The sequence below is a fragment of the Marinactinospora rubrisoli genome (genome assembly GCF_042664915.1).
Taxonomy (GTDB): Bacteria; Actinomycetota; Actinomycetes; order Streptosporangiales; family Streptosporangiaceae; genus Marinitenerispora; species Marinitenerispora rubrisoli.
In genome coordinates this window covers 1-13933 of the sequence record NZ_JBHTBH010000010.1, presented here as the reverse complement: position 1 = coordinate 13933, position 13933 = coordinate 1, and the positions used below count along the sequence as shown (strand labels likewise).

Below are 13933 nucleotides of genomic sequence, written 5' to 3'. Positions count from 1 at the left end.
CTCGGGGCCGCGAACGGGCGGGGCGTGGCCGGTCGGCGGGCGCCATCATGTGCGCTCCGGGTACGGCGGTCCGGCCCGGTCGGCGGGCCCGGCCGCGGCCGGTGCGGCGCCGCCGGTGTCCGCCGGTTCGGCCGGCTGCCGCGGCTCGGGCGGGTCGGCCTGTGCGGGCGGCCGGCTCGGCGCTCCACCGGCGTGCGCGCCGCCCTGGCCGCCTCCGCCGGCCGGGGCGGGCGCCGGATCGTCCGGCGGGGCGGGAGCCACCTGCCCGTTGCTCGTGCTCGCCTTGCCGCGCGCCACCGCGCCCTCGGGGCGCCGGGGGTCGGCCGGATCCGGTTCATCCGCTCCTTCGCGCTCCGGCGTGGTCTTGCGGCCGCGGTCGGTCCGGCCGTCGTGCCGCTGCTCGTGCTGCCGCGGGTCGGGCTTGGGCGGCAGGACGGAGTCGCGCGGATCCGTGGCGGGCGGCGCCACGACCACGCCGACCACGTCCAGCCGGCTGAGGTCCACGGCGGGCACCACCTTGGCGGTACGGGTGAGCGCGCCGGGGGTGTCCTCGACCTCCCGCACGGTGCCGATCGGCACGCCGGGCACGTACGGGGCGCCGCCGTGCGAGCCGAGGGTGACGATGCGCTCGCCCTTGCGGACGGTCGCCGTGCCGTCGAGCAGTTCGAAGCGCAGCGGCGCCGTCTCGGTGGCGCCGTGCGTGCCGCCGCTGATGACCCCGATCTCCTTGGACCCTTCCAGCCGCGCGCCGACCGAGGAGGCGCCGTCGGTGATGAGCCGGACCGTGGAAGTGCGCTCGCCGGCGCGCACGACGCGGCCCACCAGGCCCTCGCCGCTGACGACCGTCATGTCGGCGGTGACGCCGTCCCGGCGGCCGACGTCCAGGGTGACGGTGTCGACGAAGCCCTGAGCGGTCATCTGGGTGACGGCGTGCGCCGCCACGACCTCGTACCTGCCGAGCCCGGCGAGGTGCAGCAGGTCGGCCAGCTCCCGCGACCGGGCGTCGTCGGCGTCGACGCGCTCCAGCTCCCGGGTCAGCTCGGCGTTGCGCGCCTCCAGTTCCTCGATGCGGCGCTGGGCTCCGGGTGCCGCCAGCAGGGCGCGGTAGCCGTCGCCGACCGGCCGGACGGCGGCGGTGACGGCCGCGGAGACCGGCTCGAACACCGCGGTCCCGGCGGCGCGGACGGCGCCGGACAGTGGGTTGCCGTCGTCGCGCTCGTCCAGCACCAGCAGGACCAGCGAGAGCGCCAGCAGGACGCCCAGGACGAACCGCGAGCGGACGGAGTCGCGCAGCATGGTCAGGCTCCCTCCTGCGCCGCGGGACCGGATGCCGCCGACATCAGCGGCGCCGCTCCGGGATCAGCACCTGGCTGAGACGTTCGTAGTTCTCCACGCAGGTCCCCGATCCGATGGCGACGGAGTCGAGGGCGTTCTCCGCGACGTGGATGGGCATGCCGGTCTCGTGCCGGAGCCGTTCGTCGAGTCCGCGCAGCAGGCCCCCGCCGCCGGTCACGGCGATGCCGCGGTCCATGATGTCGCCCGACAGCTCGGGCGGGCACTTGTCCAGGGTGGTGCGTACGGCGTCGATGATGGCGGTGACCGGCTCCTCGATGGCCTGGCGGACATCGGCGGCCGACATGACCACGGTCTTGGGAAGTCCGCTGATGAGGTCGCGGCCGCGCACCTCGGCGTGCGGCTCCTCGGCGGAGGTGGGGTAGGCGGAGCCGACGGCGACCTTGATCTCCTCGGCGGTGCGCTCCCCGATCATCAGGGAGAACTCCTTCTTGATGAAGGTCATGATCGCCTGGTCGAGCTCGTCACCGCCGACCCGGATCGACTGGGAGGTGACGATGCCTCCCATGGAGATGACCGCGACCTCGGTGGTGCCGCCGCCGATGTCGACGACCATGTTGCCGGTGGGTTCGTGCACCGGGAGCCCGGCGCCGATCGCGGCGGCCATGGGCTCCTCGATGATGTAGACGCGGCGCGCGCCGGCCTGGTAGCCGGCCTCCTTGACCGCGCGGTGCTCCACGGACGTGATGCCGCTCGGCACCGCGACGATGATGCGGGGTTTGGCGAAGTGCCGACGCCGGTGGATCTTCTGGATGAAGTACCGCAGCATGCGCTCGGTGATCTCGAAGTCGGCGATGACGCCGTCCTTGAGCGGGCGCACGGCGGTGATGTTGCTCGGCGTGCGGCCGATCATCTGCTTGGCTTCGATGCCGACCGCCACGATCTTCCCGGTCGACGTGTTGAGGGCCACCACCGAGGGCTCGTTGAGGACGATTCCACGCCCCCGCACGTACACCAGCGTGTTGGCGGTCCCGAGATCGACCGCCATGTCGCGGCCGAGAAATGCGAGATTGTTGGTCATGAAACGTCCTCGGCGACACCAATCGGGTGCGGCGTACACGGGGCGGTTTACTGCACAGGGCGGTCATTACGGCCTCGATCCAACACGGAAGCGGACCGAGTTACCCGTATCGTAACGCTCGGCAGTCACGCCGTTACGCAAACACACCGAATCTTTGTCAGCTGCGAGAACGAATACGGCCGGGCGAAACCCGATGGGTCTCCCCCGGCCGGAGGCACGGGCGGCGGGCCGGGGCCCGCCGCGGATCAGGCGAGGTCCGGGAAGAACAGCTTGATCTCGCGGTCCGCCGAGTAGGTGGAGTCCGAGCCGTGCACGATGTTCTGCTGGACCTCCAGCGCGAAGTCGCCGCGGATGGTGCCCGGGGCGGCCTGCACCGGGTCGGTGGCGCCGGCCAGCGCGCGGAACGCCTCGACGGCGCGCTCGCCCTCGACCACCATGGCGACGAGCGGCCCGCCGGTGATGAACTCCACCAGCGACTCGAAGAACGGCCGGGCGGCGTGCTCCTCGTAGTGCGTCTTCGCGGTCTCCGCGTCGAGCGTGCGCAGGTCCAGAGCCACGATCTTCAGGCCCTTGCGCTCGATGCGGGAGATGACCTCGCCGATGATGTTGCGCCGCACGCCATCGGGCTTGATCAGGACAAGAGTGCGCTCCACGGTGGTTGTCTCCTCGACACCTGGATGTTGATCGGGGAACCGGGTGGTTTCAACGTGGCCGGCCCTGGGAACCGCCACCCCGGCCGAGCGCAACCCTACCGGTTCCCCACCGGTCACCTGGGCCGGAACGGCCGCCGGGGCGGCCACGCGCGTGACCGTGCGGGTCCGCCCCGCGCGCCGCGCGCGAGGGTCAGCCGTCGCCGCGTGCGTCGGCGCCGGCCGGGGCCGGGCCGGAGCCGGCTGGCTGCTGCGCCGCGCCCGCCGCCCGGAGCGCGTCGGTGCGGCGGCCCAGCAGCCAGCCGGCGACCCACAGACCGGCGAAGACCACCCCGAGCACGAACAGCCCGGGGACCAGCACGCCACTGGCGACGAACGCCGCCTGCAACGCCCATCCGGCGTAGCGCGCCCAGGCGAACCGCTGCAGGGCGGCCAGCACCAGCGCGACGGCGGCGAGCCCGCCCCAGGTGCCGCCGGCCACCGCCGGGGAGTAACCGCCCAGCTGGATCGCCACCGGCACCGCCAGCGCGATCACCACGGCCTCGAACGCCAGGACCACCGCGCACATCGTCCGCATGTCTCATGCCCCCTTCAGCAGGTGCCGCGCGTCTCCGGCGGTCACCACGGACCCGGTCACGAGCACCCCGGCGCCGCCGAACTCGCCGGTCTCCTCGGCGAGCGTGACGGCCTGGTCGATGGCGTCGTCCAGCCGTTGGGCCGTGTGGACCCGGTCGGGTCCGAAGATCTCCTCGGCGATCTCCGCCAGCTCCGGCACCGCCATGGCGCGCGGGGAGGAGTTGCGGGTCACGACGATCTCGGTGAGCAGCGGCTCCAGCGGCTCCAGGACGCCCTCGACGTCCTTGTCCGCCATGACGGACACCACGCCGACGAGCCGGCTGAAGGTGAATGCGTCCTGCACGGCCGCCACGGTCGCGGCCATGCCCGCGGGGTTGTGCGCGGCGTCCACGAGAACGGTCGGGCTGCGCCGGACGACCTCCATACGGCCCGGTGAGCTGACCCCGGCCAGTGCCGCGCGCACCAGTTCGGGGTCGAGCTGGTCGTCCCCCTCGCCCGGCGCGGCGAACGCCTCGACGGCGGCGACCGCCACCGCCGCGTTGCCCGCCTGGTGGGCGCCGAACAGCGGCAGGAACACGCCGTCGTACCCGCCGCGCAACCCCTTGAGCGTGAGCTGCTGCCCACCGACCGCGACGTCGCGGTGCACGACGCCGAACTCCAGCCCCTCCCGCGCCACCCGGGCCCCGACCTCGGCGGCCCGCCGCAGCAGTACCTCGGCCGCGGCCACCTGCTGTTGCGCGAGCACGGCGACCGACCCCGGCTTGATGATGCCGGCCTTCTCCTCGGCGATCCCCTCGACCGTGTCCGGCAGGAAGTCGGTGTGGTCGATCGCGACCGGCGTCACGACCGCCACGTCGGCGTCCACCACGTTGGTGGCGTCCCAGGCGCCCCCCATGCCGACCTCGACGACGGCGACGTCCACCGGCGCGTCCGCGAACGCCGCGTAGGCCATGACGGTGAGCACCTCGAAGAACGACATGGGCACGCCACCGCGGGCGTCCACCATCTCGACGTAGGGCAGCACGTCACGGTAGGTCGCGACGAACGCCTCCTCGGAGATGGGTTCGCCGTCGAGGACGATGCGCTCCCGCATGGTCACCAGGTGCGGGCTGGTGTACCGCCCGACCCGCAGCCGCCGCTCCCGCAGCAGCGCGTCGATCATGCGCGCGGTCGAGGTCTTGCCGTTGGTGCCGGTGATGTGGACGACCCGGTAGTTGCGCTGCGGCTCACCGAGCAGGTCCATGGCGGCGCGGATCCGGTCGAGCGACGGGTCGATATCGGTCTCGACGCGCCGGGCCCGGATCTCCTCCACCACCTGCGAGTAGCGCTCATGGGCGCCGACGTCACTCACGGCATACGATGGGTTGGTCTGCACACACCGCCAGCCTACTCACCCCTCCGCGCGGTCCGGTCGGCACCGGACCGAGGTCTGAGGCAGAGCCGGATGAGCACCACCGACGAGCGGCACCTCGCCGAGCGCTGGGCCGCGCTCGAAGCCCCCTTCGCCGACACGTCCTACGAGGGCGTCTCCGAACAGGGGGCGCACACCGCGCTGCGCCGGGTCCGCGGCCGGGTGCCGGTGCTGCTGTCCGCCCCGCATGCGGTCAACCATCCACGCGAGGGCCGGACAAAACTGGCCGACCTCGGCACCGGGGGGCTGGCCCTGCTCGTGGCCGAGCTGACCGGCGCGCGGGCGCTCGCCGCGCTGAGCCCGGTACCGGACCGGGACTGGGCGGACCGCCGGGATCCCTTCGCTGCGGCGCTGCGCGCCGAACTCGCCGACGGCGCCGTGGTCCTGGACCTGCACGGCATGCGCGACGTCCACGGCATGGACGTCTGCCTCGGCACCGCGCTGCGCCGCGATCCGGCGACCGCCCGGCTGCGCGACGCCGCGCTGCGCGCGCTGCGCGGCTTCACGGTCACGGTCGACGATCCCTTTCCGGGCGCGGCGCCGCACACCGTGCTCACCGAGGTGGCCGCATCCGGCCGAGCCGGTCTGCAGGTCGAGATCGCCGGCCGGTTGCGTGATCCGGTGGGCGCTCCCCGGAGGGCCGCCCGGATCGTGCGGGCTCTGGCGGAAATCGTCCGGTCCTATAGGGATTCACCGTAAAATCCGGCGAATATGGCCGAACTCGTTCCCCCATCGCCGAACCCGGGCGAAATCCGCGTTCTCGCCGATCCCGCCATCCGGTTCCAGGCCCAGATCCCGACCGTCCGGATGCACTTCACCGCCATGACCGCGCTCGGGCTCCCCGACTTCACCCTGGTCGCCGTCCGGCACGCCGCCACCGGCCGCTCCGTGGCCGCGTGGCTGGTCGGCGACGAGCGTGACGTCTGGGACTCCTCCCACCGGCCGTGGGCGTCCACCGTCCACCTCTCCGACGACTGCCGCCGCGCCCTGCGCGCCGACGGACCCGGCCTGCCGCCCGACGACCTCCTGCTGCGGTTCCCCCACCAGCGGATCCCGGTGCGTCCGGCCGTGATCGGCAACCTCCTGGCGGGGGACGAGATCGGACTGCACCCCGACGACGCCCGCCGCCTCGGCGTGCGCGGCTGGGCGTTCGTGAACAACGACGGGATCCCGGCGGCTCTGCGGGTGCGGCTCTCCAGCGACGACCGCGACCGCGGCTTCGCCCGGCTCTCCTTCCAGACCCGCCTGCTGCTGGACCTGCCGCGCGCCCCGGCCGGGCTCTACCCCGAGGTGCTCGTCGGCCCGCTACCGCGCACCCGGGACGGCCGGCCGCTCCTGGTGCCGGAGCCCCACTGGCACCAGCGCGGCACCGGCCACGGCGCCTCGCGGTGGAACCTGCTGCGCCCCGCCGCGCTGCTGGAGGCCGCCCTCGTGCCCGCGCTGCGCTCCCCCTCGATCACCTTCCGGACCCTGGAGGCCACTCCCGGCGAGGACACGATCGGCACCGTCCGCCTACCGGAGGAGGTCTTCCCGCTCCTCGGCACCGAACCCGGCAAGGAGGTGTACCTCTCCTGGGGGCCCGGAAACCGGGCCGTCGCCACGGCGCTGGCCGCCGACCCCGACCACCAGGAGCCCTCCTACACCCCGCCGTCCATCGTCGGCCACCGCCTCGACCACCTCACCCGGCCCCCGGACTTCGCCCGCATCCAGATCGGGGCGGCCTCCCGTGCCGCACTGGGAATACCGCGCGCTACCGTGGTCACGGTACGGCGACGAGTACTGCCCCTGCTCATGGTGCACCTCAACGAACTGATCGTGCCGGTTACGGCGCTGTTCGTGGCGCTGGCCGCCGACCTCCGGTTCAGCCCCTGGCAGTTGCTGTTCGCCTGCATCATCATCCTGGGGTTGCTGGTCGCTCCGCTACGCGTCCGCCGACCCCCAAAGGGAAGGCTGCCACTGTGAACACCGACGTCTTCTTCACCGAGTGGAACCAACGAGCGCCAGGCCAGCGCCGGGACCTCGGGCGGTGTGCCGCCCTGCTGCGGGAGCTCGGAATCGCCGCGGACGAGCGCCCGGTGCTGGGCGTCGTCGGCTCCAAGGGCAAGGGCACCGCCGCCACCTATGCCTCCGCCTACCTCTCGGCCGCCGGCCTCGACGTCGTGACGGTCACCAGCCCCGGGCTGCGCGGCAACCGCGACCGGCTCCGGATCAATGGGGCGGCCGTCGACGAGGGGACCCTGGCCAAGCTCGCCGACGAACTCGCCGCGGCCATCGCGCGCCTGCCCGCCCCGGAGGACGGCTACCTCTCGCCCAGCGGCCTCTTCCTCGCCGCCGGAGCGCTGCTGGCCCGCGCCAGGGGCGCCGACGTGCTCGTCCTGGAGGCCGGAATGGGCGGCCGCGGCGACGAGCTCTCGCTGTTCGCGCCGCGGGTGGTCGCGCTGACCACCGTGTTCGCCGAACACATCGGCGTCCTCGGCGACACGGTCGAGGAGATCGCGTGGGAGAAGGCTTCGGTGGCCGGCCCGGCCACCGAGATCTTCGTCCACCTGCCGCTGCGCGGGGAACTCGGCGCTATCGCACGCCGGGCCGTGCGCGAGCGGACCTCCGGCCGGGTCGATCCGGAGCGCGTCCGGCCGCAGTCCACCGGGCTGCCCGCCAGCCTGTTCCCGCGCGGCCTGCCCCGGCTCTCCGCCGAGCTGGGCTGCCTGGCGGCGGCCCGGCTGCTCACGGCGCTGCACCGCGGCGCGCCCGCGCCGCTGCGGCTGCGCGCCGTGCTGGAGACCGTGACCCTGCCGGCCCGGCTGTCGCACCACCGGGTCGAGGGCACGGAGACGGAGGTCGTCATCGACTCCGCGATCGACCGCGCGGGGATCAGCGCGGCGGTCGCCCACGCCCGCCAGCAGTGGTCCGACATCGACCACGTGCTGCTCTGCCTGCCCGACCACAAGGACGTCGACGGCGCGGTCCTGGAACTGGGCGCGTTTCCGGTCACCACCGTGGTGCTGCCGGACGAGCACCTGAAGTTCGAGCGTCCGCTGCCCCCGGCGTGGCGGCGGATCACCATGGCGGAGCTCACCGCGGAGGGCATCGCCTCGCTCGGCACGCGCGTGCTCGTCCTGGGCACCGTCTACTTCACCGGCCGCGTCCTGGAGCTCGTCGGCGCCGACACCGAGCGCCTGTTCACCGTCTGATCGCCCGGCCCCGCGACCGTACCGCCGTGGGGGCCGCGCGGCGCCCGGCACGGCGACGGCCCACCACTGTCCATGGTGGGCCGTCCCCGGCTCGGTTCACCGGCGTCGTCAGCGTCCGTAGCGGGGCTGGCTCTGCGGGTTGAACTCGTCGTAGCGCACGTTCTCCGCCCGGTTCAGGCGGGGGTCGTCGACCTTGAGGACGTCGAAGCCCTTCGCGATGTCGGACGAGTAGATGTAGCCGTTGTAGTAGTACGCGGACCAGCTACCGCCCGTCACCAGGTTGGTGTCGGAGAGGGGGCCACGCTCGAAGTAGCCGATCTCCTGCGGCTTGCGGGGGTTGCGGAAGTCGATGATGGAGACTCCGCCCTGGTACCACGACTGGACGAAGAAGTTGCCACCCTGGACCGGGATCAGGGATCCGTTGTGGGCGACGCAGTTCTCGGTGTCGGCCTGATCGCGGGGGATCTTGTAGTAGCTGGCGAAGTTCAGCTCGGGGCCGTCGCCCTTGCCGAGTTTGCCGCTGATGGTGTAGATCGCGTCGGCACCGCGGTGCGGGCCGATCTCGTCGTTGCAGGTGGCCGCGCCGCCGCCGCCGAGCTCGTCGGTGAAGAGCACCGTCCGGCCGTTGTCGGTGAACGTCGCGGAGTGCCAGAACGCGAAGTTCTCGTCCTGGACCTGCTCGACGACGACCGGGTTCTCCCGGTCGCTGATGTCCATCAGCACGCCGTCACCCATGCAGGCGCCCGCGGCGATGTCCCGCTCGGGGTAGGCGGTGATGTCGTGGCAGCCCTCGGTCGGCCGGAGCAGGCCGTCCTGACCCTCGTTGCCGCCGTCGGGGAAGAGCACCGGCTCGTTGACGATCGCGGCCGAGGCCGGGTCGTCGAGCGGCACCTCGATGATGGAGATCTTGTCGTGCGGGGGCTGGCAGTTCGGGAAGTTGGCCGAGGGGGCGTAGGAGGAGACGTAGATGTAGTCGCTCTCCCCGTCCTTCGACGGCACCAGGGTGTTGGTGTGCGAACCGCAGTCGGTGTCGACGGCCGACACGTACTGCGGGTTGGCCTTGTCCGAGATGTCGAAGATCCGGATGCCCTCGAAGGCGTTGGCGTCGGCGGGGGTGCTCGCCGGGCTGCCGCAGTCGGAGTTGGCCCGCGGGTAGTCGACCGAGAAGTAGAGCAGGTCCCCGCTGACGGAGACGTCGCCCTGGCCGCCCTGGCACAGCACCTGGCTGACGATCTCCGGCTCGGTGGGGTCGGAGATGTCGTAGATGACGAAGCCGTTGTAGTTTCCGCCGATCGCGTAGTCACCGGTGAACGCGAGGTCGGAGTTGGTGTCGAAACCGGCCGGCTTCGGCAGGTTGGCGACGTGGGTGATGTTGTCGCTGGTGACGACCTCGTCCACCCCGGGGATCTCGTCGGCCTGCGCGGCTGACGTGAACGCCGTGCCCAGCAGCACGGCGGCCGCTCCGAGCACGGCGACGCCAGAGCGCCGCAGACGCTGTAGGGCCGTCCGTCTTCCGGACGGCTTGGGGGATATCGGCATGGGGACTCCTATTCCGATGCACTCCGTAAAGCGCATAAAACACCACGAAAATACATAGGACGTCCAGAACTTGCCTAGAGGCAGAAACCACAAGAACCGAGGTGGCCGACATTTTCGCAGGTCAACATCGAGAAATACGCTGGGTAGCCGTCCGGCGAACGCCCAGGTGACCCTCCCGAGCTGGACAAAGCCCGCCCGCACTGAGTAGACAGTCACCTTGGGGCGGCTCTCCATGCCGCCGGACCGGGACACGCGCTGGAAGGATCTCCTGTGGGTCGATGGCTCGTCGCGGCGGGAGTCGCCGTGCTGCTGGCGGGCGCCGCCGGCTGCGCCCAGTCCGAGTCCGAGTCCGCCGACGGCCCGCCCGTCCTGGCGCCCGGCGCCCCCGGAGAGTCGGCGTCACCGGCGACGGAGGAGCAGCTCGCGGCGGCCACCGCGAGCATGCGGCACAACGAGGCAGACGTCGAGTACGTGCTCAAGATGATCGAGCACCACAACCAGGCACTGGAGATGACCGAACTCGTCCCCGACCGAGTGGACAGCGGCGACATAGAGCTGATCGCCGAACGGATCACCACCGCCCAGGGCCCAGAGATCGAGGTCATGGAGAGCTGGCTGGAGACCAACGTCTTCGGCCCCGCCCGGGAGAACCCCAACCACCAGAATTACTGCGGGCTGCAGGACGAGGAGTCGCACCACGGCGGCGACTGCGTCCCGGTCGACCACTCCGACATGCCCGGCATGGCCACGGAGGAGCAGCTGGCGGAGCTGGAGGCGGCGGAAGGCGCCGAGTTCGACGAACTGTTCGTGGAGCTGATGACCACCCACCACGAGGGCGCGATCACCATGGCCGAGGAGGTCATCGCCGAAGGCGAGAACGTCACGGTGAACCAGCTCGCGAGCGACGTCCTATCCGAGCAGCGTGTCGAGATCGAGCGGATGCGCACCGCGCTGGACGGCTGAGCGGCGGCCGGCACCGCCCGAACGCGTCCGTGCCTCTGGTCACGCTCACCGCCTCGCTCCCCTCCACCGCCAACACAAATGGCGCTACGCGCGAGGGCATTGACGCCTCCGGACGCTCAGCGGCTCGCGCTCAGCACCTCTGCTCGCGCTCACCGCCTCGCTCCCCTCCACCGCCAACACAGATGGCGCTACGCGCGAGGGCATTGACGCCTCCGGACGCTCAGCGGCTCGCGCTCAGCGGCCCGCAGTTCGTGCTCAGTCGTCGCCGTCCAGTCCCAGCCGCGGCTGTCCCGCCACGCAGACGACCTTCATCTCCACGTCGGGCGCGTCCTGCTCGCTCTCGAACTCGACCGACGCGTCGTCGTCCGGTCCCGCGTCCACATCGTCGAGGGTGTAGCCCTGCGCGGGCGCCCACCAGTCCAGCACCGCCTCGTCGCCGACGCAGCGCGCCGCCACCGAACCCGCCACGCTCTGCAGCACCTCGGCCTCGGCCGTATCGGGGCTCGGGCCGGAGCCGCCGGTTCCGGCCGACGGGCTCGGCTCCACCGAGGCGCCCGCGGAGACTCCGGGAGACGGTGACGGGCTCTCGTGCGCGGAGGACAGCAGCTCCAGCGCGTCGTCCTGCGACACCGGCTGCACCGCGCCGGAGGTGATACCGGTACCGAGCAGGCTGACCGCCGTGACGCCCACGCCCACCGCGAGGGCCGCCGCCGCGACCCAACCGCCCACGGCCAGGAGGGATTGCCGCTTCATGGTCCCAACTCTGTCAACCGCAACACTAAGACGACCTTAACCCGCGACTATCCCTCCATCACCGTCCGGGTTCCGGGGCCGGCCATTGGTTAACGTGCAAGAGTGCCCCAGCTACTCCTCATCGAAGACGACCCCACCATCCGCAGCGGGCTGGTCCGCGCCCTCGGCGACCGCGGGCACGCGGTCGCCTCGGCGGGCACCGCCATGGGCGGACTGCGCGAAGCCGTGGAGAACCGGCCCGACCTCGTCGTGCTCGACCTCGGGCTCCCCGATCTCGACGGCGTGGAGATGCTGCGGATGCTGCGCGCCGTCTCCCGGGTGCCGGTGATCGTGGCCACCGCCCGCGACGACGAACGCGAGATCGTGCGCGTGCTCGACGCGGGCGCCGACGACTACGTCGTCAAGCCGTTCAGCGCGGCACAGCTGGACGCCCGGGTCCGGGCGGTGCTGCGCCGCCTGGGGTCGGAGGCCGATGGCGACTCCGCCGTCCGGGTCGGCGGGCTGCGGGTCGATCCGAGCGCGCGCGAGGCGGTGCTGGACGGCCGGATGCTCGACCTCTCCCCCAAGGAGTTCGACCTGCTGCACTACCTCGCCGCGCGGGCCGGACAGGTCATCTCGAAGAAGGAACTGCTCACCGAGGTGTGGCAGGTCCCCTACGGCGGCGCCGACAAGTCGGTGGACGTCCATCTGTCCTGGTTGCGTCGCAAGCTCGGCGAGACGGCGCAGCGGCCTCGCTACCTGCAGACGGTCCGCGGCGTCGGCGTGAAGCTGTCCGCCCCGCGTGCCGACGATGCCGACACGGCTCCGGAGAGCGGCCGGTGAGAGGCCGGCTCACCCTGCTGGTCGGGGCCACCACCTCGCTGGTGCTGGTCGCCTTCCTGGTTCCGCTCGCCCTGCTCGTGCACACGGTGGCGCACGACCGCGCCGTCAGCTCCGCCGCCATCGAGGCGCGGGCGCTCAGCGCCGTGGCCACCGGGGACAAGGCCGCCCTGAACACCGCCGTGCAGCGCGCGAACGCGGGCGAGCCGTTCCCCGTCACGGTGTTCCGGCCGGACGGCACGGTTATCGGCGAACCCGCCGAGGAGACGCCGGCGGTGCGGCTGGCCCGCACCGGCCGCACCCTGAACGCCGAGCTTCCCGACGGCGGCATCGAGGTGCTGTTCAGCGTCGGAGCCGCCGAGGGCACCTCGGTGATCCGGGTGTACGTCAGCCCGGAGCAGTTGCGCGCCGGGGTCTACCGTGCCTGGCTGATCCTGGCGCTGCTCGGTGTCGCGCTGCTCGGGTTCAGCCTCCTGGTGGCCAACCGGCTGGCCCGGTCCCTCGTGCGCTCCATCGACGAGCTCGCGCTCACGTCCCGTCGGCTGGCCGAGGGCGACCTCACCGCGCGCGCCCGGCTGGGCGGTCCGCCGGAGATCAGCGCGGTGGCGGGGACGCTGAACACCCTGGCAACCAGGATCTCCGACCTGCTGGTGCGGGAACGGGAGCGGGTGGCCGACCTGTCGCACCGGGTGCGCACACCGCTGACCGCGCTGCGTCTGGACGCGGAGTCGCTGCGTGACCCCGCCGAGCGTGAGCGGCTGGAGAACTCGGTGGTCGCGCTGGAGCGCGCGGTGACCCGCACCATCAACGACGCCCGGCGACCGGCGCGGGACGGTGGCCGCTGCGACGCGGCGCGGGTCGTGCGCGAGCGGGTGGAGTTCTGGTCGGTGCTGGCCGAGGACCAGGAGCGCCCGATGACGGTGGAACTCCCGGAGCATCCGCTGCTGGTCGGACTGCCGGAGGACGAGCTGGAGCCGGCGGTCGACGCTCTGCTCGGGAACGTGTTCGCGCACACTCCGGACGGGACCGGGTTCGCTGTGCGCCTGCGGGAGCGGCGGGACGCGGACGGCGGCGGCGCGATCCTGGTCGTCGAGGACGAGGGGCCGGGGCTGCCGGAGTCGGCGACCGAACGCGGCACCAGCGGCGCGGGCTCCAGCGGACTGGGCCTGGACATCGCCCGCCGGGCCGCTGAGACGACGGGAGGCTCACTCACCGCGGAGTCCCCAGCGGGGGCGCGGATCACCCTACTGCTCGGCGGACCGGTGGACGCCTGACTACGGAGCGGCGAGGCGCCGAGCGTTCGGAGCCGTCGACGCCGATTGCCGTAGGCCGATCCGCGTCGCGGCGGAGGAAAGCGAGCGCGACCGAAAGCACAGAACGGCGCTACCCACGGGGCGGACCGACGGCCGGCCCGCAGGGGATCAGGCGCTCTTCTCCTGGCGCTCGCTGCCGGGGTTGGTGCGGGGGACGATCGTGGGGTTGACGTGCTCCAGCACGGCCTCGCGGGTGATGATCACCTGGCCGACGTCTTCGCGGCTGGGGACCTCGTACATCACCGACAACAACACCTCCTCAATGATCGCCCGCAACCCCCGCGCACCCGTACCCCGAATGATCGCCTGCTCCGCGATCGCGTCCAACGCGTCCGAACTGAACT

12 protein-coding genes and 2 pseudogenes are annotated in these 13933 nt (G+C 72.3%); 6 read left to right on the top strand and 8 right to left on the bottom strand.

The features are described from left to right. Positions 1 to 411 precede the first annotated feature (411 nt). From mreC to ACFQRF_RS19985, 5 genes and pseudogenes are all read right to left on the bottom strand, one after another. Positions 412 to 1296, bottom strand: a pseudogene (mreC, locus tag ACFQRF_RS20005) (rod shape-determining protein MreC); the annotation flags it as partial. Between the two features lie 43 nt (positions 1297 to 1339). Next, on the bottom strand, positions 1340 to 2374 hold the full coding sequence (locus ACFQRF_RS20000; RefSeq protein ID WP_379872668.1) for a rod shape-determining protein: 1035 nt from the start codon (positions 2372 to 2374) through the stop codon (positions 1340 to 1342). A gap of 245 nt (positions 2375 to 2619) precedes the next feature. After that, positions 2620 to 3027 carry a nucleoside-diphosphate kinase gene (ndk, locus tag ACFQRF_RS19995; protein ID WP_379872667.1) on the bottom strand — a complete coding sequence of 136 codons (408 nt, stop codon included), beginning with the start codon at positions 3025 to 3027 and terminating at the stop codon, positions 2620 to 2622. Positions 3028 to 3217: 190 nt separating this feature from the next. After that, a complete protein-coding gene (locus tag ACFQRF_RS19990; RefSeq protein WP_379872666.1) occupies positions 3218 to 3601 on the bottom strand; it encodes a DUF4233 domain-containing protein in 384 nt (127 codons plus the stop codon). Between the two features lie 3 nt (positions 3602 to 3604). Next, complete coding sequence (locus ACFQRF_RS19985; RefSeq protein ID WP_379872847.1) at positions 3605 to 4951, bottom strand: bifunctional folylpolyglutamate synthase/dihydrofolate synthase; 1347 nt, start codon at positions 4949 to 4951, stop codon at positions 3605 to 3607. A 93-nt stretch (positions 4952 to 5044) separates the two neighbouring features. Between ACFQRF_RS19985 and ACFQRF_RS19980 the strand changes: the two genes are divergently transcribed. From ACFQRF_RS19980 to ACFQRF_RS19970, 3 genes are read left to right on the top strand one after another with little or no spacing between them, the layout of a single operon-like run. After that, positions 5045 to 5710, top strand: coding sequence for an N-formylglutamate amidohydrolase (locus ACFQRF_RS19980; protein ID WP_379872665.1), 666 nt, complete (start codon positions 5045 to 5047; stop codon positions 5708 to 5710). Between the two features lie 12 nt (positions 5711 to 5722). Continuing rightward, positions 5723 to 6973, top strand: coding sequence for a hypothetical protein (locus ACFQRF_RS19975; RefSeq protein WP_379872664.1), 1251 nt, complete (start codon positions 5723 to 5725; stop codon positions 6971 to 6973). Continuing rightward, positions 6970 to 8202, top strand: a complete 1233-nt coding sequence (locus ACFQRF_RS19970) for a hypothetical protein (protein ID WP_379872663.1) — start codon at positions 6970 to 6972, stop codon at positions 8200 to 8202. The genes ACFQRF_RS19975 and ACFQRF_RS19970 overlap by 4 nt, the downstream gene beginning before the upstream one ends. 108 nt (positions 8203 to 8310) lie before the next feature. Here ACFQRF_RS19970 and ACFQRF_RS19965 read toward each other — a convergent pair whose 3' ends face one another. After that, entirely contained in the window at positions 8311 to 9741 is a 1431-nt protein-coding gene (locus ACFQRF_RS19965; protein WP_379872662.1) for an LVIVD repeat-containing protein, read from the bottom strand. A gap of 270 nt (positions 9742 to 10011) precedes the next feature. Here ACFQRF_RS19965 and ACFQRF_RS19960 point away from each other — a divergent pair, with 270 nt between their 5' ends. Continuing rightward, positions 10012 to 10704, top strand: coding sequence for a DUF305 domain-containing protein (locus ACFQRF_RS19960; protein ID WP_379872661.1), 693 nt, complete (start codon positions 10012 to 10014; stop codon positions 10702 to 10704). Between the two features lie 255 nt (positions 10705 to 10959). Here the strand turns inward: ACFQRF_RS19960 and ACFQRF_RS19955 are convergent, their stop codons facing one another. Then, complete coding sequence (locus tag ACFQRF_RS19955) at positions 10960 to 11457, bottom strand: hypothetical protein (protein WP_379872660.1); 498 nt, start codon at positions 11455 to 11457, stop codon at positions 10960 to 10962. A 102-nt stretch (positions 11458 to 11559) separates the two neighbouring features. Between ACFQRF_RS19955 and ACFQRF_RS19950 the strand changes: the two genes are divergently transcribed. Further along, positions 11560 to 12279, top strand: coding sequence for a response regulator transcription factor (locus ACFQRF_RS19950; protein ID WP_379872659.1), 720 nt, complete (start codon positions 11560 to 11562; stop codon positions 12277 to 12279). After that, positions 12276 to 13550 (top strand): sensor histidine kinase, encoded by a 1275-nt coding sequence (locus ACFQRF_RS19945; protein WP_379872658.1) that lies wholly within the window; start codon positions 12276 to 12278, stop codon positions 13548 to 13550. The genes ACFQRF_RS19950 and ACFQRF_RS19945 overlap by 4 nt, the downstream gene beginning before the upstream one ends. 147 nt (positions 13551 to 13697) lie before the next feature. Here the strand turns inward: ACFQRF_RS19945 and ACFQRF_RS19940 are convergent. Next, positions 13698 to 13933 (bottom strand): annotated as a pseudogene (locus tag ACFQRF_RS19940) (ATP-dependent Clp protease ATP-binding subunit ClpX); the annotation flags it as partial.